The following is a 22,394-nucleotide window of genomic DNA, read 5'->3' on the forward strand; positions in this document are numbered from 1 at the left end:
GGATTTTGGTTCGGGCTCTAGCGAGCCTGCGCATAACTGACAAGAAGCAGTTGAGTGGAACGAAGTTTGGCAATAGAAACAAAGACCTGTTGGGAGGTTTGCTTTGTTCAAAAAGATACTGATTGCCAACCGTGGCGAGATTGCCTGCCGCGTCATTAAAACTGCGCGCAAGATGGGTATTGCCACGGTTGCGGTTTATTCCGATGCGGATCGCGATGCGGTGCATGTGGAGATGGCCGACGAGGCCGTGCATATCGGGCCGGCTGCTGCTGCCGAAAGCTATCTCGTGGCGAACAAGATCATCGCCGCGTGCAAGGAGACCGGCGCGGAAGCCGTTCACCCCGGCTATGGGTTTCTCTCCGAGCGCGCCTCTTTTTGCGAGGCACTGGAAAAGCAGGGCATCATCTTCATCGGGCCGAAGCCAAAGGCGATCATCGCCATGGGCGACAAGATCGAATCGAAAAAATTCGCCAACGCGGCCAAGGTGAGCACGGTTCCGGGCTTTCTCGACGTCATCACCGACCCAGCCCATGCGGAGCGGATTGCCGGCGAGATCGGCTATCCGGTGATGATCAAGGCCTCGGCAGGTGGCGGCGGCAAGGGCATGCGCATTGCCTGGGACAAATCGGAAGTGCAGGGCGGTTTCGAGCGTGCGACCTCCGAGGCGCGCAATTCCTTCGGCGATGAGCGGGTTTTCATCGAGAAGTTCATCGTCGATCCGCGCCATATCGAAATTCAGGTGCTGGCCGATGCTTTCGGCAACTCCATCTATCTTGGCGAGCGCGAATGTTCGGTGCAGCGCCGCAACCAGAAGGTGGTGGAGGAAGCGCCGTCACCCTTTCTGGATGAGGCGACGCGCAAGGCCATGGGCGAGCAGGCGGTGGCCCTGGCCAAGGCGGTGGACTACCAGAGTGCCGGAACGGTGGAGTTCATCGTCGACAAGGACCGCAATTTCTATTTCCTCGAGATGAACACGCGGTTGCAGGTGGAACACCCGGTGACCGAACTGATCACCGGGATCGATCTGGTCGAGCAGATGATCCGCATCGCGGCCGGTGAAAAGCTGGCTATCAAACAGGCGGATGTGAAACTCAACGGCTGGGCTGTCGAAAGCCGGCTCTATGCGGAAGATCCGTATCGCAATTTCCTGCCGTCTATCGGGCGGCTGACGCGCTATCGCCCGCCGGCGGAAGGGCCGGTTGGCAAGGCGATCATCCGCAACGATACGGGCGTGACCGAAGGCTCGGAAATCTCGATGTTCTACGACCCGATGGTCGCCAAGCTCTGCACCTGGGCGCCCACGAGGCTCGAGGCCATCGATGCGATGGCGGACGCGCTGGATACGTTCGTTGTCGATGGCATCGCGCACAATATCCCGTTTCTCGCCGCGCTGATGCAGCACCCGCGCTGGCGCGAGGGGCGGCTTTCGACCGCCTTCATCGCCGAGGAATTTCCGGAAGGGTTCAAGCCGATTTCGCCGTCACCGGACGATCTCGATATATTGGCGGCGATCGCCTTGGCTGTCGAACTGGTGCGCAAAGAGCGGCTGGACCGGCTGTCGGATCGGTTGCGGCCGCACACGGGCAAGATGCGCACGGAATGGGAGGTGCGCATCAAGGACGATTACGTGCCGATCACAATTGCAAACTGTGCGGCCAAACCGCCGGTGAAGATCGAACTTTCAATTCGTGGCGGCGATGTCGTTACCATTCGCAGCGAGTGGCAGCCGGGCGATGCCGTATGGAGCGGCTATATCGACAAGCGCGCGGTGAAGGCGCAATTGCGCCCGGTGCTCAATGGCATGCGCATCGACTGGCGGGGCATGTCGATCATCGCGCACGCCATGCAGAAGCACGTGGCGGCCTTGGAAAAGTTGATGCCGGTGAAGATACCACCGGATACGTCGAAACTGCTGCTATGCCCCATGCCCGGGCTGATCGTATCGATCAATGTGACCAAGGGTCAGGAGGTCAAGGCCGGCGAAACGCTGGCCATCGTCGAGGCGATGAAGATGGAGAACGTGCTGCGTGCCGACCGCGATCTGACAGTCTCGGCGATCAACGCCAAGCAGGGCGATAGTCTGGCTGTTGATGCGGTGATCATGGAGTTCATCTAGAGACCTTTGCCAATCCACCCCGACGGCCATCTGATGCGACTTTCTACGCTTCCGGTGCTCACGGACCAATAAGTCCGCTGCGCTCCGGTTCTCGAAAATCACACCAGCTGACTCATCGGGCTGAATTCTCAAAAGGTCTCTGCGCCGAGCCAAACACATCCTCGAACGCATCGTACAAAGCCCGGTCGAGGTCGTGCATATCCACCGGCAGGCCGAGATCGACAAGGCTGGTGACACCGTGGCCTCGGACGCCGCACGGCACGATGCCGTCGAAATGCGCGAGCTCCGGTTCGACATTGATCGAGATGCCGTGAAAGCTCACCCATTTGCGCAGGCGGATGCCGATGGCAGCGATCTTGTCCTCGGCCGGCGAGCCATCGGGCAGGGCAGGCCGCTCCGGCCGCATTACCCAGACGCCGACGCGATCCTCGCGCCGCTCGCCCCTGACGTTGAACGCGGCGAGGGTAGCGATGATCCATTGCTCCAGCGCGGTGACGAAGGCGCGGATATCCTCGCGGCGCCGCTTCAGATCGAGCATGACATAGGCAACGCGCTGGCCCGGACCATGATAGGTATATTCGCCGCCGCGGCCCGTCGCGTAGACGGGAAACCTGTCGGAAACGAGGAGATCGCCCGCCTTGGCGCTGGTGCCGGCCGTATAGAGCGGCGGATGCTCGACGAGCCAGACGAGCTCGCGCGCCGTGCCGTCCCTGATCGCCGCAACGCGGCTCTCCATGAAGGCGAGCGCCGCATCATAATCGGTGAGACCGTCGGCGATGAGCCATTCGACGGGGGGCGACAAGTCCCGGGCGAGGAATGCGGGGGCGAGATCGTCGCGGTTGGTCTTCATGGTGCGAATTTCATATCCGGTTGTGGTTGCCTGCGCTGAACTTTTGACGATGTTCAGAATGGGTGCGCCGGATATGGACCTTTTCTCAGGCGATTTCCAGTCGAATGCAGCTTGGGCGTGTTTCGCCCGCATTGACGAAAAACAATTGCGATAGTCGACGATAGGGCTTGTTTAGCTGAAACCTATTTGCTACTAGCGCCAAGCCGACATGTTCGGCTTCTACCACAGTGCGGTCGTGGCGGAATTGGTAGACGCGCAGCGTTGAGGTCGCTGTGTCGCAAGACGTGGAAGTTCGAGTCTTCTCGACCGCACCATTTTTCTAAATCGTTTTCTTAGACTAATTGCTAATTGCGGCGAAGTCCGTTTTAGGGCCAAAGCTTTCCACGAAAGTGTAGAGCGATTGTCGTTCTTGCAACTTCATTGTTTCAACAATATCGCGGGTATTGCCGCTTTTGCCTTATAAATTCATATTTGAGGTCATTTTATATGAGATTGAACATTTCATGCGTTTGCATGATGAGAAACGAATCACCAATACTTGAGGCTTTTCTCGATCAAGCGGCCGAGTTTTTTGATGCACTGTATCTTGTGGATCATTCGTCGAGCGACAATTCAGTAGAAATCGCGACGCACCGGAAGATGGATGGTCTGCAACTATTCAACCTGATATCAGCGGGCTATCCTCAATCGGAGATCGCGACTTTTTTTGCTCGCCGCGTATTTGAAAACCCCGGCGCCGACTATTTGTTCTTTTTGGATTGTGACGAGTTTTTGCCCTTCACAAATCGCAGCGAGCTGGAGGACTTCCTAGTCGCCAATTCAAGCTACGATGTTATTGAGCTCCCTTGGCTGAACATCTGTCCAGAAAGTCTCAACGGCGGAAATATCTTTGGCCAGCCCTTCACGCAAGCCGCTCATCCATCGCCAATCCTAAAAGTGGTTCTTTCGAGGCGAGCCTTCGATAAATCAGAGCAATTGAAGGTATACCAAGGATATCATGGAGTAGAGGCCAAGGGGTGCGATCTGGCGACAACGCGTCCTGCAAAAACCTATCTTCTGCATATTCCAATACGGAGCCGAGTACAGATCGCATTCAAACTTGTTTCTGGTCACAACCGGATAGGATCTCAAGCGAGCCTCATAAAGAAGAAAGAAGGGACCCACTGGCAGGATTTGGCAAACGAGTTTCGGTTTTGCAATAAACCGGACGAATTTCTTATAGGTATGGCCTTAAACTACCCTAACATTAGAGATAATACTAAGGGAATTCCGCTAAAATTTTTGTTTCCTTACATAAAATCTGAGTATTGCGAAGACGCACACTTTATCGAGAAATCCACTGTTGCTCTTCTTTCTAGCAAAAACTCTGTACTGGAATCGGAGTCTTCTTTTACTCTCCTCGATTGCCAAGGAGAAATCATATTATCAAATAACAGTGTTGAGAAATTTACTCAAATGAATATTGTATCGTCTTCTCAGATCATTCCTCCTTATGACGAACAGGATGTCTTTTCCACCCTCTTTGAACCGCTCTTCAATCTGCCGACGAAAATGCCACCTACAGCTTGGTCGGGGCATATTCCCTTCTTATTTGTACTATTCAAGTTGCTCCGCCCTCGTTGCTATGTCGAGCTAGGTGTACACAATGGAGCCAGCTTTATCACTGCCTGCACCGCCGCCAAACAGTATCAACTAGAAACCCAGCTTTTTGGAATCGATTGCTGGTTTGGAGATGAACATGCAGGTTTCTATGACGGTGACGCGACATATAACGACTTGCTGAACTACACAGAACGCACATTCAGAAATGCTCGCTTGATACGAAGTTATTTCCATGAGGCTCGCCCCTCATTTACTGCTGGCTCTGTTGATCTATTGCACATAGATGGTCTGCACACATATGATGCTGTCAAGGAGGATTATACCACTTGGGTAACCGCCATGGCGCCGAGCGGTGTGGTGCTTTTCCACGACACGAATGTGCATGATCGTGGATTCGGTGTTCACCGCCTATGGAATGAGCTTTCGGCCGACTACTTTACGCTGGAGTTTTTTCATTCCTATGGCTTGGGGGTTTTGTTCCTGAATGCTGAAGATCCTCGCATATCATTGCTCGCTGAACTTAAAAAACAGGTGCACCAGTGGCCATTTTATAGAAATTTGGTTGCCTTGATTGCAGAGAGCTTGCCGGAACGAGTTGGGTGGATAGAAAACTCGAGGCGTGTGGCAGAGCTACAAGGACAACTCGACGCATCCAAAATGCAAGCCGCAGGGCTATTGAATTCGACAAGCTGGAAAATAACTCGCCCGCTGCGATCAGTTGTTTCGCGCCTGCGGTGATTAGGACATGCGTATCGCGGTTGTTGGACCGAAAGTATATTTCGAGAATCACTATCCTGAAGGATGGGAAACGAACCCGGACATTTTATGTATCGATGTAGATGAAGAACACTATGGCTGGTTGAATATAGTTCATAATTTTCGGCCGGATGTGACACTGTTTTACCGGCCAGAGTTATATCCGGCCGAATACGTGTCAAGAATTCCAGGATTTCGAATAGCATTTCTTTCTGAACCCGTCCCCAATTTTTGGGGTGGGCAGTTAGTTGAGACTGATGAAACCCGATTGCGGTTGTTGGTCTATAGCCGGTTGGCGTGGGATTGCTTTCACTGGAAAGTCTTCTACGACCCAAGCAAGAAAGATACGGTTCATAAAATTGGCTTTCCGATCGACGAGTTTCATGAGCTTCCCATTAACATCAGATGGTTTCACCCGATAGCCAGCGGGCGTAAACGGTGGGATGTAACTTTCGTCGGTAAGTCAACGCACCACAGAAATCGGAGGCTTGATTTCTTGAGGTCTTCTCCGTTCCGATTCCTGTGGATTGCACACGGCGTTTCGGGACGAGAACTTGCGACCGTTTTTAAACAATCGAAGGTAGTGCTCAACATCCACGCGGACGGGGAGGGAGCGATGGAACCACGTATTTATCTCGCTGCCGCATGCGGCGCAATCGTGCTTACGGAACGGCTTTCAGCCCCCCCACGATTGTTTCAGGAGCGCATATTCGAACTCAACGAATGGTCAAACGATAGCATATCACCGTATATGAGGGATGCTTCGAACTTGCGTTTCGATCAAACTTCGCATCGCTCCCTGAGCGTGTTGCGCTTTATCGAAAGCCGTTTCAAACGGTCCAAGACGATGATATCTCCGCTGGAGGTTATATGAATGCACGATACTGCCCGAAAAGCTGGCGCCGCTTTTTTTGAAGCTTATCTGGAAAACTTTGAAGGATGCAGAATTCTCGATATTGGTTCGATGGACGTGAACGGTAGTCTGAGATCAAATGCGCCATCTGAAGTTGAATATATTGGTGTTGACATCGAACCGGGCCCCGGCGTCGACGTCGTCTACAAGATTGAAGACGGCATCCCCGTAGCCGACAATACCGTGGATATTTGTGTTTCAACATCCTGTTTTGAACATGATCCGGTTTTTTGGCAAACGTTCCTTCGGATCATGGATACGCTCAAGCCTGGCGGCTTCTTCTATCTAAATGCCCCTTCTAATGGTCCTTATCATACATATCCTTATGACAATTGGCGGTTTTATCCCGATGCAGGGTTAGCATTGGCAGCATGGGCCCGTGCGAATGGTCGGTCTGTTGAGCTGGTAGAAAGCGGAATATTGAAACGCGATGGAGATGTTTGGAATGATTTCGTGGCTGTTTTCAAAAAGACAGATTCTGGCCCTGAGCCGAGACAGCATTACCTTCTAAACGCGTTTCCGGACGCCTTCAATGTCAGGATCGGGAGTGAAATGCGTTCGCTTAGTGGCTCGACCGAGGATATTTCCCTCCTTGAAGAAAGTCGCTCAAACGCGGACTCATACGCCCGCCTTTTGCGGCAAAGCAGTACCGAGATAAACATTCTCTCGGAAAAAGTGATTGAATTGAAATTGAGGATCCAACTTGCGCACCGTGAAATCGCAGTTTTGAGGGACGAAGGAGAGCAGGGAAGACAAAGGACAGATCACGCGACGAAACGAATGGAACTCGCTGAGCGGAGAACAGATGATTTTGAACGTCTTGCGACTTCACTCGAATTGAAATTGGAAGGGGTTACGAACTCAACGAGTTGGAAGTGGACGGCACCTCTACGGGCAGCAGCTCAGATTGTTCGTAGCGTGACACAAAGCTGACGTGAATTTTTGGATTGCAATGATGAAATCTCGTTGCGACCATGAGCAAAGTGAAGAATCCATTGGATCATCAGGTGGATGACTGGAAAGGCTCGAGTGCTTTGGAGGATTCGAACGACGGCTCCGTATCAGAACACGTCGCGGGGGAGAAACTGAAGACGCCGCGACAAGGTTAGGATCGTTCCAGACAGAGGGAATCTGGACAAAGGAATCTGGACAAAGGGAATCTGGTCCATTGGCATCACATGACGATCCGCTGCTGCAACCCTATCAGCTCAAACATTTGCGGCTCAAAAACCGCATCATGTCGACCAGCCACGAGCCTGCCTACTCCGAAGACGGCATGCCGAAGGAGCGCTACCGGCTCTATCACACCGAGAAGGCCAAGGGCGGTATCGCGCTGACGATGACGGCGGGGTCTGCGGTCGTCTCGCGCGAATCGCCGCCTGCCTTCGGCAATCTCCATGCTTACAAGGACGAGATCGTGCCTTGGCTGCGCCAGCTCAGCGACGATTGCCATGAACACGGCGCTGCGGTGATGATCCAGCTGACGCATCTCGGCCGCCGCACCAGCTGGAACAAGGCAGACTGGCTGCCCGTCGTTTCCGCTTCGCCCATACGCGAGCCCGCGCACCGCGCCTTCCCGAAGGAAGCGGAGGAATGGGATATCGAACGTATCATCGGCGATTATGCCTCTGCGGCGCAGCGTATGCAGGCGGCGGGGCTCGATGGTATCGAGTTCGAGGCCTATGGGCATATGATGGACGGTTTCTGGTCGCCCGCCACCAATCATCGCGACGATGATTATGGCGGGTCGCTGGACAACCGGCTGCGCTTCACCTGGGCCGTGATCGATGCGGTGCGCAGCTTGGTCGGCCCGGATTTCATCGTCGGCATTCGCATGGTGGCCGACGAGGATTGGGAGCAGGGCCTTTCGAAGGAAGAGGGCGTCGAGATCGCCCGGCGCATCGCGGCTTCCGGCAAGTTCGACTTCTTGAATATCATTCGCGGCCATATCGACACGGACGCGGCATTGAACGAGGTCATCCCGATCCAGGGCATGCGATCGGCGCCGCATCTCGATTTTGCCGGAGAAATTCGCCAGCTAACGAAATTTCCGACATTTCACGCGGCGCGCATCGCCGATGTGGCGACGGCGCGCCACGCGGTGGCCGAGGGCAAGCTCGACATGGTCGGGATGACGCGCGCGCATCTCGCCGATCCGCATATCGTGCGCAAGATCATGGCGGGTGACGAACATCGCATCCGCCCCTGTGTCGGTGCCACCTATTGTCTCGACCGGATCTACGAGGGCGGCGAGGCATTGTGCGTGCACAATGCGGCGACCGGGCGCGAGCAGACCATGCCGCATGTGATTGCGAAGGCGCAGACCTCGCGCAATGTCGTGGTGGTCGGTGCCGGGCCAGCGGGGCTCGAGGCTGCGCGCGTTGCCGCCGAGGGCGGTCATAGGGTGCAGGTGCTGGAGGCTTCGGATCAGGCGGGCGGTCAGGTGCGGCTTGCATCGCAAAATCCGCGGCGCAAGGAAATGATCGGCATTGTCGATTGGCGCCTGGATGAGCTCGAGAGGCTCGGCGTTTCGCTGCGCTATAATGTATGGGCCGAGGCTGGCGACGTGCTCGGGCTCGAGCCGGATGTGGTGGTAATTGCGACAGGCGGCCTGCCGCAGAATCCGCCATTGGCGGCGGGCGACGATCTGGTGGTCTCGAGCTGGGATATTCTGGCGGGAGCCGTCAAGCCGGGCGAGAATGTGCTGCTCTACGATGACAATGGCGGGCATCAGGGCATGAGCGCGGCGGAAATGATCGCGCGTGCCGGGTCAAAGCTCGAACTTGTCAGTCCCGAGCGGTTTTTCGCGCCGGAGATGGGCGGCATGAATCATGTGCCCTATATGCGCGCCTTTCAGGAAAAGGGCGTGCGCGTGACGATCAATACGCGGCTTGTCAGCGTTACGCGCAACGGCAACCAGCTTGTCGCGACGCTCGGCTCGGATTTTGCGCCGGACTATCGAGAGGAGCGCGTGGTCGATCAGGTGGTGGTCGAGCACGGCACATTGCCGATCGACGATCTCTACCGCGAGTTGAAGCCATTGTCGCGCAATGGCGGCGCCGTGGATTACGACCGGCTGGTCAATGGCGGCGCGATCTTTCCGCTGCGGGGAGAGGGGACGTTCGATCTGCTGCGGATCGGCGATGCAGTCCACGCCCGCAACATTCATGCGGCGATCTATGACGGGCTGAGATACGCGACGAGGTTTTAGCGCGTTCTAGCTCCCTCAAAATAAAAAGGGCAGCGAAGATCGCTGCCCTTTGACGTTAAGGTTGGCTGCTTACTTGATTGCGGCCTTGATCTTTTCGGCAGCATCTTCGCTGACCCATTTGGTCCAGACAGGCTCATTGTTCTTCAGGAAGTATTTCGCGCCGTCTTCGCCTGTCGCCTGATTGTCGGTCATCCAGGCCAGAAGCGTGTTGACGGTCTTGTTGTCCCACGAACGCGCCTTGAGATAGTCCATCGCAGGACCGGACGTTTCGCTGAATTTCTTGGTGACGACCGTATCGACTTCGGCGATTTCCCAATCGTTCTTCTTCGGGTCCGGGCAATCGGCAACCGTATTGCAGCGCTTCCATTCGGCAGAATCGAATTTCGCGCCGTGGTCGAGCTTCACCATCGGATATTTGCCAAGCAGCGCAGTCGGTTCCCAATAATAGCCGATCCAGCCTTCCTTGCGCTCGTAGGCTTTTGCCAGTGCGCCATCGAGGCCGGCGGCGGAACCTGTATCGACGAGCGTGAAGCCCTTCTTCTCGGCATCATAGGCCTTGAAGAACTGTGTGGTTGCGACAGTGCCGCCCCAGCCGGCAGGTCCATTGAACACGGCGCCCTTGGAGGGATCCTCAGGTGCGGGGAAGAGTTCGGGATGCTTCAGCGCGTCATCGATGGTCTTGATGTCGGGATGGGCGTCGGCGAGATATTTCGGGATCCACCAGCCCTGCACACCGCCGTCGGAGAGCGACTTGGAGGCATAGACGAGCTTGCCGTCGGCAACTGCCTTATCCATGATATCGCGCATGAAATCGACCCAGCCTTCAGGGGCGATATCGGGCTGGCCCTTTTCCGTCATGGAGGTCAGGGTCGGAATCGTGTCGCCCTGAATGATTTCGGCCTGGCAGCCATAGCCGGATTCCAGAATGATCTTGTCGAGATTGGCGAGAACTTCCGCCGACTGCCAGTTCATGCTGGCGATGGTGACGTTGCCGCACTCGGCAGCCGATGCGCCGCCTGCGGCGCCGAGCAGCGCGAACGCCATGACGCCGCTCATCAATAATGCTTTCATGAGATATCCCCTTTTGTTGATTTTGTTGGTGTGGAAAGGTTGTTCAACGATAGTCTTACGCCAGACAGGCAAGAAGCCCGGATGCGGCAAAGCCTTGGTTTTTTGCGACGCCGTCGTTAATTTCTGGAGGCGCTCCCGGACGCTGCTCTAACTGAACAGTTTCTCATCGATTTCAATGAGATATGGCGTTCCGCTCGCCTTGGCTTCGAGCAAGGCAGCGGGCAGGTCCTTGATGGTGTCCAAACGCTTCGAAGGGACGCCGTATGCCTCGGCGATTTTCAGATAATCGGGTGCTGATGGACGCACGCCAACGGGGTCGATATCGACCTCGATCATGGCGCGTTCGATTTCCTGATAGCCCTGATTGTTCCAGACGATGAAGATGACAGGCGCACGCTCGTCGACTGCCGTGCCGAGTTCGCCAAGGACGAACTGGAAGCCGCCGTCGCCGACGATGCAGATCGTCGATGTTTCCGGCTTTCCCAGCGACGCGCCGATGGCCGCCGGAGGGCCAAAGCCGAGTGCACCGAACCCGGTGGCGGCATTGAAATAACCACCGACGTGGTCGTGATCGTAGTACAGATTGCCCGCATAGATGGTCTGCGTGGAATCGCCGACGATGAGCGAGCCCGGCAGCGTGTCGCGCAAAGTATCGAGGAAACGGACCATGCCCTGGTAGCGCGGGCCGATATGAGCCCAGGCGGCTTCGCGCGTCTGCCGTGCGCGCTCTACGCCGGAATGGGAATTGCGGCGCTCGGGCAGGGCCGCGGCGAGCGCCTCAACGGTTTCCTTTGCCGAGGCCTCGATCGGCATGAACGCCGGATGGCGGTCGAGCTGTCCCGCGTCGATATCGATGCGCACGAGCCGTTTCAGCTCAGGAAAACCGCCATCGCCATACATGTCGTAATCGGTCGGCCCCATCTCCGTGCCTATCGCGATAACGAGGTCGCTGTTTGCAAGCAGATCGCGGCAGGGCTTCAGACTGGGGCCGGCTGGTATGAGCAGGGGGTGAGCATGCAGAATACCGCGTGCATTGGTCGTCGCAATGACAGGCGCATCGAGCTTTTCCGCCAGATCTTGCAGGGCGCTGGCAGCTGCCTTGGCGCCGCCGCCGATCAGGATCACCGGCCGTTCGGCGCCGAGGCATAGACGCGTCAGTTCCGCCACGATCTCAGTGGAAGCGTGCGGGATCGGCGCATCGTAGGACAGGCGTTCCGCACCCTCTAGCGGCAGTGCCATCACATCCAGCGGAATCTCGATATGGACGGGACCGGGACGGCGCGAGGCAAACAGGGCAAAGGCTCTGGCGAGCACGATGGGCAGCTCGTCCGGCTTTTCGATGCGATGCGAGAACATCGCGACAGTCTGCAGCATGGCGCGCTGATTGGGCAGTTCGTGCAGGAAACCCATGCCCTTGCCAAGCGAATCGCGCTGGTTGACGCCGGAGATGACAAGCATGGGGATCGAGTCGGCTCGGGCCTGACCCATGGCGGTTATCGTATTGGTGATGCCCGGGCCGGTGATGACGAAAGCAACGCCAGGCTTGCCGGTGGCTCTCGCGTAACCATCGGCCATGAAGCCCGCGCCCTGTTCATGCCGAGGCGTTATATGGCGGATCTTCGAGCCCGCGAGGCCGCGGTAAAGTTCTATCGTGTGGACGCCGGGAATGCCGAAAACCGTCTCGACATCATAGGATTCGAGCAGGTGGACGAGGGCTTCACCGACAGTGGTCATGCGGATTTCCGTTGTTGCAGCCGCGATGCGAGGCGGACGATACCGGCACAGGCGTCGTCGATCTTGTCGTCCGCAATGCTGAGGCTCATGCGGAGATAGCCGGCAAGGTTGTCGCCGAAGGACTCGCCCGGCATGACTGCGACGAGCTCCTCTTCGAGAAGGCGCATGGCGAACTCCTGGCCGGACAGCCCGGTGGCGCGAATATCGGCAAGAATGAACATGCCGGCTTGCGGGATTTTGGCAACGATGCCCGCCTTGCCATCCAGACGCTCCGAGATGCGCTGGGCGCGGCGCAGAAAGCTCTCGCGCATCGTGGCCGCTGCGGTGGATGGGCGGCTCAAGGCATAGGCGGTCATGTCGGCAATGAAGGGCTGTCCGCCGAAGAGCATGGATTCGGACAGCGGCAGCAGGCGCTCCGTAAATTCCTTCGGGGCAATGCACCAGCCGCTGCGGAAACCCGGAGCGGCATGGGATTTCGAGATGGAGGCGACAGCGATCGTGCGATCGGCAAGTTCCGCCCGGTCCAGCGGCGACGCGAACGTGCCGTTGTAGATCATCAGTTCATAAACTTCATCGGACACGATCCAGAGATTGTGCCTGATGCAGACTTCGCCGATTTCGGCTATCTCCGCGGCGCTGAGGACAGCGCCGGTGGGATTGTGAGGACTGTTGAGCAGCAAGACCCTGGATCTGGGCGTGATGACCCTTTCAAGGTCCGCCGCCTGCATGCGGAAACCTTTTTCAGGCCGCAGCGGAACGGAAACCCGCGTCGCTCCCGTTGCCCGGACAACGCCGTCATAGGTCGCGTAGAGCGGATCGCCGGTGATGATCTCGTCGCCTTCCTCGGCAAGTCCCATCATCACCATCGACAGGGCAGTTTGCGTGCCGGAGAAACACATGATGTTTTCCGGACCAATCTGACGTCCCGTGCGTGCGGTGTATTTCGCCGAAAGCGCGGCGAGCAGTGCCGGTTCGCCGCGGCCGCTGGAATAGCCGGTCCGGCCAGCACGCATCGCCCGTTCGGCGACGTCTATCATGTCGGTTGGCGTTGGAATATCAGGCTCGCCGATCGTCAATTCGATGATCTCGTGTCCCGCCTGCTTCATTTGGCGAGCCCGGAAATGGACAGCCCATTTGTCAGATCCAAGCCCGGCCAGACGATCGGTGACAGACGCATAGCGCATCATATCGCGCCTCCTTTTTCAGGATTGAGAGAAATTGCAAGAACGGCTTCGATAGCGGCTATACCAGTCTCGGCCAACTCTCCTTCAGCAAAAATATCACCCGCAAGACAACCTTCAAGCCACAGCCCGTCGATAATCGCGTTGACGGCGATGGCGTGGCGGCGGGTATGAATTGGCTCGGCCGGCTTGCCGGCGGCCAGCAACGCTTCGCGGATGAGTGCTTCCAGCTCGTCGCGGAAACCAAGATAGCCGTCGCGGTGCGCCAAAGCCATGGCTGGATCAGCATGAACCATGCCGATAAACCCCGCCCACAGGGAAAGATTGTTGGGGTCCATGATTGGTTGGCCTAGATTGGCCTTCACGAATGCATTGAGACGGTCCCGCGGATCGTCGGCTGCGCTCTTAAGCGCATCGCTTGCCTGAACAGTCATGCGGTTCATGACGGCTCGATAGGCTGCACCGATAAGATCGTCCTTGGCCGGAAAATAATAGCGGATGAGACCAGCGGTCACATCGGCGCGCAGAGCGATCTCGCGCACAGTCGCGCCGGCAAGGCCGCGCTCCGCCACACATTCGAGCGTCGCCGCGATCAGGTCCTCGCGGCGCTTGTCTTCGCCCTCGCGGCGGAAGCTCTTGCGTGTGGCGGTCTGTTTCATTGGCGCCAGACGGGCCGGGTCAGGCAGGTGGGGCCGCCTTCGCAGGCGATGCACAGGGCATCGGCCTCGAATGTGGTGACCGTGCAGCCCGCCGCTTCCATGGCAGCCTTGGTCTTGTCAAAACCCGCGACGGCGATCACCTCGTAGGGTGCAGTCGGCAGGACGTTCAGATTGAGCCCGTTGCTCGCGGCGAACTCTTCTTCAGGAGCCACGACAAGGCGGATGCCGCGCTCCTTCAAGAGCTGGTAGAAGGCAGCAGGCAGAAGCGGCAGATGCACCAGCGCCAAATCCTCGGCCAATGGGGAAATGATCGACATCAGATGCAGGCAGGCCTCTTCGCCATGCCAAAGGGGCAGATCGAAGCCAAGAACAGTGATGCCGAGGGGCTTCAGGATCGCTGAGAGCTGTTCGATACCTGACTGGTTGGTGCGAACACCGCGTCCGACCGCCAAGGTCTTGCTGTCGACCCAGACGCAATCGCCGCCTTCAACGGTGCCCGGCGCTTCGATGCGGCCGAGAACAGGGACATCCATCTCGCGGTAGGTTTCGTGATGCAGATCGGGCTCATCGAGGCGCAGGCTCTTGCCCATGCGCAGGAGGACGGCGCCTTTATCTGTGACGAGCGACGGGTCGTGGGTGAATATCGAATCCGAGAGCGCGTCGTTGCCGTCGCGTATCCAGGTAATGTCGGCACCGGACCGGGCTACAAGGTCGGCGAAGACCTTGTGCTGTTCGGATGCCCGGCGCGGATCGAACTGCGGGCCATAGTGCCAGACGTCACGCTCGGCGCCGGCCATGACCCTGTCCGGCATGCGCATTATGACGCGTTTCAAGGGAAGGGCCATGGACTGCGAACCGAATGTCATCTTTTGGGGGTGCTCTCGAAAAATTGCTCGTCCGTGTATTTATACGCTTGCATAATTAGAGCGCAAGTGGTGTGATGGGCTAAATTCGGGCAATCAAGACCCATGCTGACAAAAGAGGCGGATCGAATAACTGATGATTGAGCATGCACGACAGCTATGCGCGGGAATCCCGGAATGACGGCGAATGTAGCCGTTGCGGCGGATCCTTTCCAACCGGGCGCGGCTGAACAGGCTGAAGCTATCCACATCGAGAACCTGCACAAGCGGTTCGGCGCGCTTGAAGTGCTCAAAGGCGTCTCCATGTCCGCCAAGGACGGCGATGTCGTCGCCATGATCGGCGGCAGCGGCTCGGGCAAGTCCACGTTCCTGCGCTGCATAAATTTCCTTGAAAATCCCACCAGCGGCGTCATTCGCATCAATGGCGAAGACGTCAAAATGGTCAGTGACGGCCATGGCGGCCAGGTTCCGGCCAATCGCCGCCAGATCGAGCGCATTCGCAGCCGGCTCGGCATGGTGTTCCAGAATTTCAACCTGTGGCAGCACATGACGCTGATCCAGAATGTCATCGAAGTGCCGGTGCACGTGCTCGGCATGAAGCGCGACGAGGCGATGGCCATTGGCGAGCAGCTTCTCGAGCGCGTCGGCCTTTCCGCCAAGCGCGATGTCTACCCGGCCTATATGTCCGGCGGTCAGCAACAGCGGGGCGCTATCGCGCGGGCGCTTGCCATCCAGCCGCGTGTGATGCTGTTCGACGAGCCGACATCGGCGCTCGATCCGGAACTAGTCGGCGAGGTCCTGAAGGTTATAGCCGACCTCGCGCAAGAGGGCCGGACCATGCTGCTGGTCACCCACGAGATGAAGTTCGCCCGCGAAGTGGCGAGCCATGTGATGTACCTGCACAATGGAATCGTCGAAGAGGAAGGGCCTCCGGAACAACTATTCGGATCGCCAAAATCTGAACGTTTGAAGCAGTTTATCCGAACTGTTTCATAAGTGACTAAAAGCAATACAGGGAGCAACCCTGGGGAACAGTTGAACCAATGGAGATGAGAATGAAGTCTTTTCTGAAAACAACGGCAGCAGTCGTTGTGCTTGTGGTTGCCGGCCTTGGCGCAGCCAATGCCGAGCAGGTCAAGGTTGGCATTGCCGCCGAACCCTATCCGCCTTTCGCGGCGCCCGATGCATCCGGCAAATGGCAGGGCTGGGAAATCGATATCGCCATGGCAATGTGTGAAGCGGCCAAGCTTGACTGCGTCATCACCCCGGTTTCGTGGGACGGTATCATTCCGGCGCTGACGACGAAGAAGATCGACATCATTGCAGCTTCGATGTCGATCACCGCGGAACGCGAGAAGACGATCGATTTTTCGGACAAGTACTACAATACCCCGACGTTGATTCTCGGCTCCAAGGACGAGAAGATGGACGCGACACCCGAAGGCCTGAAGGGCAAGATCCTTGGCGTACAGGTTTCGACCGTGCACCAGGCCTACGCGAAGAAGCATTTCGCTGACACTGCAGCCGAGATCAAGGAATATCAGACGCAGGATGAGGCCAACCAGGATCTGGCTGCCGGACGTATCGACGCGACCCAGGCGGATGGACTGGCGCTGGAAACCTTTGCCGCTACGCCTGAAGGCAAGGCTTGCTGCGAAATCAAGGGCAAGGTCGCCGATGATCTGGAGATCCTTGGACCGGGCGTTGGCGTTGGCGTGCGCAAGGGCGACACCGCGATGAAGGAAAAGTTCAACGCGGCGATCAAAGAAATCCGTGCCAACGGCAAGTATGACGAAATCTCGAAGAAGTACTTCACCATCGACATGTATGGCGGCTGATCGAGTTTGGGCCGGCGTTGGGTTTCCAACTCCGGCCTTTTCGTTGTTTGAAACCCGCATTTGACGCTGAATCGAGGACGGCTTGGCCGACGCATCGATTATCCCCGCCGGAATTGTCGGCGCTCTAGATCTCCTATCTCCTTTTGCGCCTGGGTGGGGCGCCAATCTCTTGCGCGGGCTGGTGCGGTCGCTGCAGATCGCTTTCGGCGCGTTCGGCATGGGCCTGATTATCGGAACATTCGGCGCATACGCGAAACTCTATGGCGGTCCAATCGCACGCGATCTGGCGGCAATCTATACGACAATGGTGCGGGCAATTCCCGAGCTGGTGATGATTATCCTGCTCTATTATGCGGGGACGGACCTGATCAACCGTATCCTTGAGGGAATGGGATATCAGCGTGTGGATATCAGCGGTCTCGTCGCGGGTATCGTGGTGCTCGGTTTTGTCCAAGGCGCCTATGCGACGGAAGTGTTGCGCGGCGCCATCAAAGCCATCCCGCAAGGCGAGATCGAGGCGGCGAGGGCCTACGGCATGTCGCCCGTGCTGATGATGCGCCGCATCACGCTGCCGGCCATGCTGCCGCATGCGTTGCCCGGACTTGCCAATCTCTGGCTCATTTCGACGAAGGACACGGCGCTGCTTGCAGTCGTTGGCTTCAGCGAATTGACACTGGAAACGCGTCAGGCTGCCGGGACGACGAAAGCCTATATGACGTTCTACCTCGCAGCCGGTGCGCTCTATCTGCTGATTACGCTGTTCTCCAGCGTTATCCTGGAGTGGGTTGAGAAACGGGCGCGGCGCGGCATGCCTTCCGTCAAGGAGGCGCGCTGATGAGCGAAACGCAAATTGAAGTTCCGGTTGAGACCTTTCCGATCCACAAGGAGAAGGATCCCAGCGCGCAGACGAGCAAGCTACCGCCGCACCGTATCGTGCTCATTCTCATCGGGCTGGCTCTTGTGGCTTCGGCGGCGTTGTTCATGCGCTGGGACTGGCTACCGCAATATGGCGGTCTCATCTTGCAGGGCTTGTGGCGGACGATCTGGATACTGGTCGTGACGGTCGTCCTCGGTTTCCTGCTGGCGGTGCCGCTTGGTCTGGCGCAGGCATCCGGCCCGGCGTTCCTGGCCATTCCGGCGCGTGCGTTCTGTACGGTCATTCGCGGTACGCCGCTGCTCGTGCAGCTTTGGCTGCTCTATTACGGCCTGGGGTCGCTTTTCCCGCAATATCCGTGGATCCGGGGTTCGGAGCTTTGGCCCTACCTGCGGCAGGCGTGGCCCTATGCTGTCCTTGCCCTGACGCTGTCCTACGCCGGTTATGAGGGCGAGGTGATGCGGGGGGCCTTTGCAGGTGTTCCCAAGGGACAGCTGGAGTCCGCGCGCGCTTTCGGCATGCCGCGCTTTACCATCTTCCGGCGTATCTGGCTGCCGCAAGCCATTCACAGGGCGCTACCGACACTGGCCGGCGAAGCCGTGCTGCAGCTGAAATCCACACCCTTGGTCGCGACGATCACAGTTGTCGATCTATACTCTGTAGCGTCGCGCGTCAGACAGGATACGTTTCTTACCTACGAACCACTGCTGCTGCTGGCGGCGGGCTATCTCGTGATCACGGGTATCATCGTCATGCTGTTCCGGCGGGTGGAGAGATTGATACCGTCGAAGCTTGGTTGAGCGTTTTCTGCTCGTGGCGCAAATGACGGGACTTATGTCGCAAGTGTTGGAGGCGTGTCGCTGAGCAGATGCGCATAGTGTGGGCAAAAGGAACACCTCGCAAAAGACGAGAAAATGGGACGCGTATCACCGGCGGTGCAAAAGCCGGTGAGCACTTTCCGTTTCTGACTCTTTGACGAGGCGAAGGGTGATAATGCGGACAGTCGAGACTTTTCAGCATAATATCCACGAGCACGCCGATATGGGCATCATCCTGCCTGACGGCTGCCGGCTTTCGGCGAGAGTCTGGATGCCAGACGGTGCCGAGCAGACTCCGGTTCCTGCAATTCTCGAATTTCTCCCTTATCGCAAACGCGACGGCACCACGGCGCGGGACAATCTCACTCATCCCTATTTCGCTGGCCATGGATATGCCTGCCTGCGCGTAGACATGCGCGGCAATGGCGATTCCGAAGGGCTGATGGAGGACGAGTATTCCGAGCAGGAACTCGCCGACGCCTGCGACGTGATCAAATGGATTGCAGCGCAGCCCTGGTCGACCGGCAAGGTCGGCATGATGGGCATATCCTGGGGTGGCTTCAACTCGCTGCAGGTGGCGGCGCTGCAACCGGAAGCACTGAAGGCGATCATCACGCTCTGCTCGACCGATGACCGTTATGCCGATGATATCCACTACAAGGGCGGCCTGCTGCTGAACGAAAATCTCGGCTGGGGCGCAACGATGCTCGCCTATTCGTCCCGCGCGCCAGACCCGGCACTCGTTGGAGAGAAATGGCGCGATATGTGGCTCGATCGGCTCGACAACGAGCCTTTCCTGCCAGCCGTCTGGCTAAACCACCAGACGCGTGACGCCTATTGGCAGCGCGGTTCGGTCTGCGAGGACTTTTCGGCGATCAAGGCGGCGACACTCGCCGTCGGTGGCTGGGGCGATGCCTACAAGAATGCCGTACCGCGGCTGATGGCGGGCATCACCGCGCCGGTAAAGGGCATTATCGGGCCCTGGGTGCATAAATATCCGCATTTCGCCGTGCCGGAACCGCGCATTGGCTTCCTGCAGGAGGCGCTGCGCTGGTGGGACCGCTGGCTCAAGGATATCGATACCGGCGTCGAGAACGATCCGGCCTATCGCGGTTATCTGATGGATTCGGTACGGCCCAAAAGCTGGTATACGCAACGTCCGGGTCGCTGGATCGCGGAGCAGGAATGGCCATCGAAGACGATTGCGTCCGAAGTGCTGCACCTGCAAGCTGACAAGTCGCTCGCGTCAGAGGCATCTGACGGCTTTTCCCATCTCGTGGCGTCGCCGCAGGATTGCGGCATGATGGGCGGCGAATATTGCGCTATCTGGCTCGGACCGGAAATGCCCGGCGACCAGCGCCGCGACGATGCGCTGTCGGTTTGCTATGACACGGTTCTGGACAAGCCGATCGATATTGTCGGCGCGCCGGAGATCAGATTGACGCTGTCGAGCGACAAGCCGGTTGCCATGGTCGCTGTGCGGCTTTGCGATGTGCACCCGGATGGCGCATCGACGCGCATCACCTATGGCGTGTTCAATCTCTGCCATCGCAACGGGCACGACAAGCCGGAGCCGCTTGTGCCAGGAGAAGCGATCGACATCAGCTTCAAGCTTGACGATATTGCCTATCGCGTACCGGCCGGGCACACATTGCGGGTGGCCGTCTCGTCGTCCTATTGGCCGATGGTGTGGCCCTCGCCGGAAAATGTCAGCCTGACGATAGAGGGCGGGCAAATCAGCGTCCCCTCGCGGGAACCGGCGACAGGCGACGAATGGACCTTTCCGGAGCCGGAAGCCGCATCGCCGTGGCAGCTTGAAACCTTGCGCACCGGCGGCAACAGCCGGTCGATCGAACATGATCAGGTCACAGGCAAGATCAGTCTGGTGATCGAAGACGATTTCGGCGAAGCGCGGGACAAGGATCACGGACTGATTCATGGCGGCGTTGCGCGAGAGCGCTGGGAAATCGACGCCGACGATCCGCTTTCCGCCTATGGCGAGACCCATTGGACCGAAGTTTCGGGGCGCGACAACTGGCGAATCCGCACCGAGACATTCACGACGATGCGGTCGGACAAGCACAATTTCTATCTGACCGGGCGCATCGAAGCGTACGAGAACGACAATGCGGTGTTCGAGCGCGATTTTACCGAGACGATTGCACGCAATTATATCTGAATGCAGGTGCTGCATCTGCAGCGCCATCTTAAATACCAAACTTAAAGGGTTGAAATTTACGGATATCAGGTCGCATAATTCACAAAAACCAGAATTGGGACGCCGGGCGTCGCAAGCAGAAGAAGGGGAATAGATATGTCAAACGAACTCGATTATCTCAGCCGCAGGGTTGCACTTGGCAAGCTTTCGCGCCGCGACTTTCTCGGCCGCGCCGCGGCTCTTGGTGTCACCACGGTTTTCGCCAACTCCCTGCTTTCGAGCGCAGCGCTTGCCGAAGGCCCGGTCAAGGGTGGAACGTTGAAAGCCGGCATGCAGGGCGGCGCTTCCACTGACAGTCTTGATCCTGCGACGTGGCAGAGCCAGGTTCCGTACAAGTTCGGCCGCCAATGGGGCGAACAGCTTGTGGAGATCCAGCCCGACGGCAAGCTCAATCCGAAACTTGCAACGGAATGGGGCTCATCGGACGATGCCAAGGTCTGGACCTTCAAGATCCGCAAGGGCGTGCAGTTCCATGACGGCAAGGAGATGACGCCAGACGACGTCGTCGCCACGATGGAGCGTCACTCGGACGCCAATTCGAAATCCGGCGCGCTCGGTGTTATGGGCGGCATCGATAACGTGAAGAAAGATGGCGATACCGTTGTTTTCACACTAAAAGAAGCCAATGCAGATCTGCCGTTCCTGATGGATGACTACCACCTGATGATCCAGCCGGGCGGCGGCAAGGACAAGCCGGCCGCCGGTATCGGTACGGGACCATACAAGGTCGTGACGGATGAGCCGGGCGTACGTCATATCGGGACGAAATTCCCCAACTACTGGGACGGCGACAAGCGCGGCCACGCCGAGCAGATCGAGATCATCGTCATCAACGACGCGACGGCCCGCACCGCGGCTCTGCAGTCCGGCCAGGTCCACATGATCAACCGCGTCGAGCCGAAGATCGTCGATCTCGTCAAGCGCGTCCCGGGCGTTACAATCCAGAACGTTGCGGGCAAGGGGCACTATGTTTTCATTGCCCACTGCAACACCGCGCCGTTCGACAACATGGATCTGCGGCTGGCACTGAAATACGCGATGAACCGCGAAGAGATGGTGAAGACCATCCTGCGCGGCTACGGTTCCGTGGGCAACGACACGCCGATCAACAAGGCGTATCCGCTGTTTTCGGACGATATGGAACAGCGCAAATACGATCCGGACAAGGCGGCATTCCACTACAAGAAATCCGGTCATGATGGTTCGGTGCTCCTGCGTACGTCCGATGTAGCGTTTCCAGGCGCAATCGACGCGGCGCAGCTCTACCAGCAGAGCGCTGCCAAGGCCGGCATCACCATCGAAGTCAAACGTGAACCCGGCGATGGTTATTGGACGCAGGTCTGGAACAAGCAGCCGTTCTCGACATCCTATTGGGGCGGGCGGCCAACGCAGGACCAGATGTTCTCGACGGCCTATTACTCCAAGGCCGACTGGAACGACACACGCTTCTTCAACGAAAAGTTCGACAAACTGCTGTTGCAGGCGCGTGGCGAACTGGACGAAGCCAAGCGCAAGGCAATGTACCGCGACATGAATGTCATTGTGAGCGACGAAGGCGGTGTCATCGTGCCGATGTTCAATGACTTCATCGACGCGACGAGCAAGAAGGTTGGCGGCTGGGTGCCGGACGGCAATCAGGAGATGAGCGGCGGTTACGCATTGTCGCGCTGCTGGCTGATCGCGTAGGACC

17 protein-coding genes and 1 tRNA gene are annotated in these 22,394 nt (G+C 57.8%); 12 read left to right on the forward strand and 6 right to left on the reverse strand.

Translation table 11 applies throughout. The features are described 5' to 3' along the window. Window positions 1-103 precede the first annotated feature (103 nt). Complete coding sequence (locus C7476_RS11040; protein ID WP_114429985.1) at window positions 104-2,116, forward strand: acetyl-CoA carboxylase biotin carboxylase subunit; 2,013 nt, start codon at window positions 104-106, stop codon at window positions 2,114-2,116. A gap of 112 nt (window positions 2,117-2,228) precedes the next feature. On the opposite strand, the gene lipB is transcribed toward C7476_RS11040, so the two are convergent. Then, complete coding sequence (gene lipB / locus C7476_RS11045) at window positions 2,229-2,966, reverse strand: lipoyl(octanoyl) transferase LipB (protein ID WP_114430189.1); 738 nt, start codon at window positions 2,964-2,966, stop codon at window positions 2,229-2,231. Window positions 2,967-3,195: 229 nt separating this feature from the next. On the opposite strand from lipB, the gene C7476_RS11050 reads away from it, so the two are divergent. The 5 genes from C7476_RS11050 to C7476_RS11070 all read left to right on the forward strand — a co-directional run bounded on the left by C7476_RS11050 (window position 3,196) and on the right by C7476_RS11070 (window position 9,448). Continuing rightward, window positions 3,196-3,280, forward strand: a tRNA-Leu gene (locus C7476_RS11050). Between the two features lie 199 nt (window positions 3,281-3,479). Then, entirely contained in the window at window positions 3,480-5,306 is a 1,827-nt protein-coding gene (locus C7476_RS11055; RefSeq protein ID WP_181872406.1) for a class I SAM-dependent methyltransferase, read from the forward strand. 7 nt (window positions 5,307-5,313) lie between these two features. Next, window positions 5,314-6,198 (forward strand): glycosyltransferase family protein, encoded by an 885-nt coding sequence (locus tag C7476_RS11060; RefSeq protein WP_114429987.1) that lies wholly within the window; start codon window positions 5,314-5,316, stop codon window positions 6,196-6,198. Then, complete coding sequence (locus C7476_RS11065) at window positions 6,199-7,170, forward strand: methyltransferase domain-containing protein (RefSeq protein ID WP_114429988.1); 972 nt, start codon at window positions 6,199-6,201, stop codon at window positions 7,168-7,170. A gap of 235 nt (window positions 7,171-7,405) precedes the next feature. Next, a complete protein-coding gene (locus C7476_RS11070) occupies window positions 7,406-9,448 on the forward strand; it encodes an NADH:flavin oxidoreductase (protein WP_114429989.1) in 2,043 nt (680 codons plus the stop codon). Between the two features lie 69 nt (window positions 9,449-9,517). Here the strand turns inward: C7476_RS11070 and C7476_RS11075 are convergent, their stop codons facing one another. The 5 genes from C7476_RS11075 to C7476_RS11095 form a co-directional block, all read right to left on the reverse strand. Then, window positions 9,518-10,519: an ABC transporter substrate-binding protein gene (locus tag C7476_RS11075; RefSeq protein ID WP_112529393.1), complete on the reverse strand. Its 1,002-nt coding sequence runs from the start codon at window positions 10,517-10,519 to the stop codon at window positions 9,518-9,520. Between the two features lie 147 nt (window positions 10,520-10,666). Continuing rightward, window positions 10,667-12,253 (reverse strand): 5-guanidino-2-oxopentanoate decarboxylase, encoded by a 1,587-nt coding sequence (locus tag C7476_RS11080; protein ID WP_114429990.1) that lies wholly within the window; start codon window positions 12,251-12,253, stop codon window positions 10,667-10,669. Next, window positions 12,250-13,437: a pyridoxal phosphate-dependent aminotransferase gene (locus C7476_RS11085; protein WP_114430190.1), complete on the reverse strand. Its 1,188-nt coding sequence runs from the start codon at window positions 13,435-13,437 to the stop codon at window positions 12,250-12,252. The genes C7476_RS11080 and C7476_RS11085 overlap by 4 nt, the downstream gene beginning before the upstream one ends. Next, entirely contained in the window at window positions 13,437-14,093 is a 657-nt protein-coding gene (locus C7476_RS11090) for a TetR family transcriptional regulator C-terminal domain-containing protein (RefSeq protein WP_114429991.1), read from the reverse strand. Before C7476_RS11090 ends, C7476_RS11085 begins: the two co-directional genes overlap by 1 nt. Then, window positions 14,090-14,959, reverse strand: a complete 870-nt coding sequence (locus C7476_RS11095; RefSeq protein ID WP_114429992.1) for a dimethylarginine dimethylaminohydrolase family protein — start codon at window positions 14,957-14,959, stop codon at window positions 14,090-14,092. The genes C7476_RS11090 and C7476_RS11095 overlap by 4 nt, the downstream gene beginning before the upstream one ends. Before the next feature lie 174 nt (window positions 14,960-15,133). Between C7476_RS11095 and C7476_RS11100 the strand changes: the two genes are divergently transcribed. From C7476_RS11100 to C7476_RS11125, 6 genes are all read left to right on the forward strand, one after another. Further along, window positions 15,134-15,952 carry an ABC transporter ATP-binding protein gene (locus tag C7476_RS11100; RefSeq protein WP_114429993.1) on the forward strand — a complete coding sequence of 273 codons (819 nt, stop codon included), beginning with the start codon at window positions 15,134-15,136 and terminating at the stop codon, window positions 15,950-15,952. A gap of 59 nt (window positions 15,953-16,011) precedes the next feature. Continuing rightward, window positions 16,012-16,794: a transporter substrate-binding domain-containing protein gene (locus C7476_RS11105; RefSeq protein WP_114429994.1), complete on the forward strand. Its 783-nt coding sequence runs from the start codon at window positions 16,012-16,014 to the stop codon at window positions 16,792-16,794. An 82-nt stretch (window positions 16,795-16,876) separates the two neighbouring features. Then, window positions 16,877-17,629, forward strand: a complete 753-nt coding sequence (locus C7476_RS11110) for an ABC transporter permease (RefSeq protein WP_114429995.1) — start codon at window positions 16,877-16,879, stop codon at window positions 17,627-17,629. Continuing rightward, window positions 17,629-18,468 carry an ABC transporter permease gene (locus C7476_RS11115; protein ID WP_114429996.1) on the forward strand — a complete coding sequence of 280 codons (840 nt, stop codon included), beginning with the start codon at window positions 17,629-17,631 and terminating at the stop codon, window positions 18,466-18,468. Before C7476_RS11110 ends, C7476_RS11115 begins: the two co-directional genes overlap by 1 nt. Window positions 18,469-18,661: 193 nt before the next feature. Then, window positions 18,662-20,665, forward strand: coding sequence for a CocE/NonD family hydrolase (locus C7476_RS11120; protein ID WP_114429997.1), 2,004 nt, complete (start codon window positions 18,662-18,664; stop codon window positions 20,663-20,665). A 135-nt stretch (window positions 20,666-20,800) separates the two neighbouring features. Next, window positions 20,801-22,390 carry an ABC transporter substrate-binding protein gene (locus C7476_RS11125; RefSeq protein WP_114429998.1) on the forward strand — a complete coding sequence of 530 codons (1,590 nt, stop codon included), beginning with the start codon at window positions 20,801-20,803 and terminating at the stop codon, window positions 22,388-22,390. Window positions 22,391-22,394: the final 4 nt, after the last annotated feature.

The sequence above is a fragment of the Phyllobacterium bourgognense genome (assembly GCF_003337575.1).
Lineage (GTDB): Bacteria > Pseudomonadota > Alphaproteobacteria > Rhizobiales > Rhizobiaceae > Phyllobacterium > Phyllobacterium bourgognense.

What these genes read in the sequence shown, in the direction of transcription:
- lipB (WP_114430189.1), bottom strand. Translation starts at nt 2,966, where the DNA reads ATGAAGACCAACCGCGACGATCTCGCCCCCGCATTCCTCGCCCGGGAC.
- C7476_RS11055 (WP_181872406.1), top strand. Translation starts at nt 3,480, where the DNA reads ATGATGAGAAACGAATCACCAATACTTGAGGCTTTTCTCGATCAAGCG.
- C7476_RS11060 (WP_114429987.1), top strand. Translation starts at nt 5,314, where the DNA reads ATGCGTATCGCGGTTGTTGGACCGAAAGTATATTTCGAGAATCACTAT.
- C7476_RS11065 (WP_114429988.1), top strand. Translation starts at nt 6,199, where the DNA reads ATGCACGATACTGCCCGAAAAGCTGGCGCCGCTTTTTTTGAAGCTTAT.
- C7476_RS11075 (WP_112529393.1), bottom strand. Translation starts at nt 10,519, where the DNA reads ATGAAAGCATTATTGATGAGCGGCGTCATGGCGTTCGCGCTGCTCGGC.
- C7476_RS11080 (WP_114429990.1), bottom strand. Translation starts at nt 12,253, where the DNA reads ATGACCACTGTCGGTGAAGCCCTCGTCCACCTGCTCGAATCCTATGAT.
- C7476_RS11085 (WP_114430190.1), bottom strand. Translation starts at nt 13,437, where the DNA reads ATGCGCTATGCGTCTGTCACCGATCGTCTGGCCGGGCTTGGATCTGAC.
- C7476_RS11090 (WP_114429991.1), bottom strand. Translation starts at nt 14,093, where the DNA reads ATGAAACAGACCGCCACACGCAAGAGCTTCCGCCGCGAGGGCGAAGAC.
- C7476_RS11095 (WP_114429992.1), bottom strand. Translation starts at nt 14,959, where the DNA reads ATGACATTCGGTTCGCAGTCCATGGCCCTTCCCTTGAAACGCGTCATA.
- C7476_RS11100 (WP_114429993.1), top strand. Translation starts at nt 15,134, where the DNA reads ATGACGGCGAATGTAGCCGTTGCGGCGGATCCTTTCCAACCGGGCGCG.
- C7476_RS11105 (WP_114429994.1), top strand. Translation starts at nt 16,012, where the DNA reads ATGAAGTCTTTTCTGAAAACAACGGCAGCAGTCGTTGTGCTTGTGGTT.
- C7476_RS11115 (WP_114429996.1), top strand. Translation starts at nt 17,629, where the DNA reads ATGAGCGAAACGCAAATTGAAGTTCCGGTTGAGACCTTTCCGATCCAC.
- C7476_RS11120 (WP_114429997.1), top strand. Translation starts at nt 18,662, where the DNA reads ATGCGGACAGTCGAGACTTTTCAGCATAATATCCACGAGCACGCCGAT.
- C7476_RS11125 (WP_114429998.1), top strand. Translation starts at nt 20,801, where the DNA reads ATGTCAAACGAACTCGATTATCTCAGCCGCAGGGTTGCACTTGGCAAG.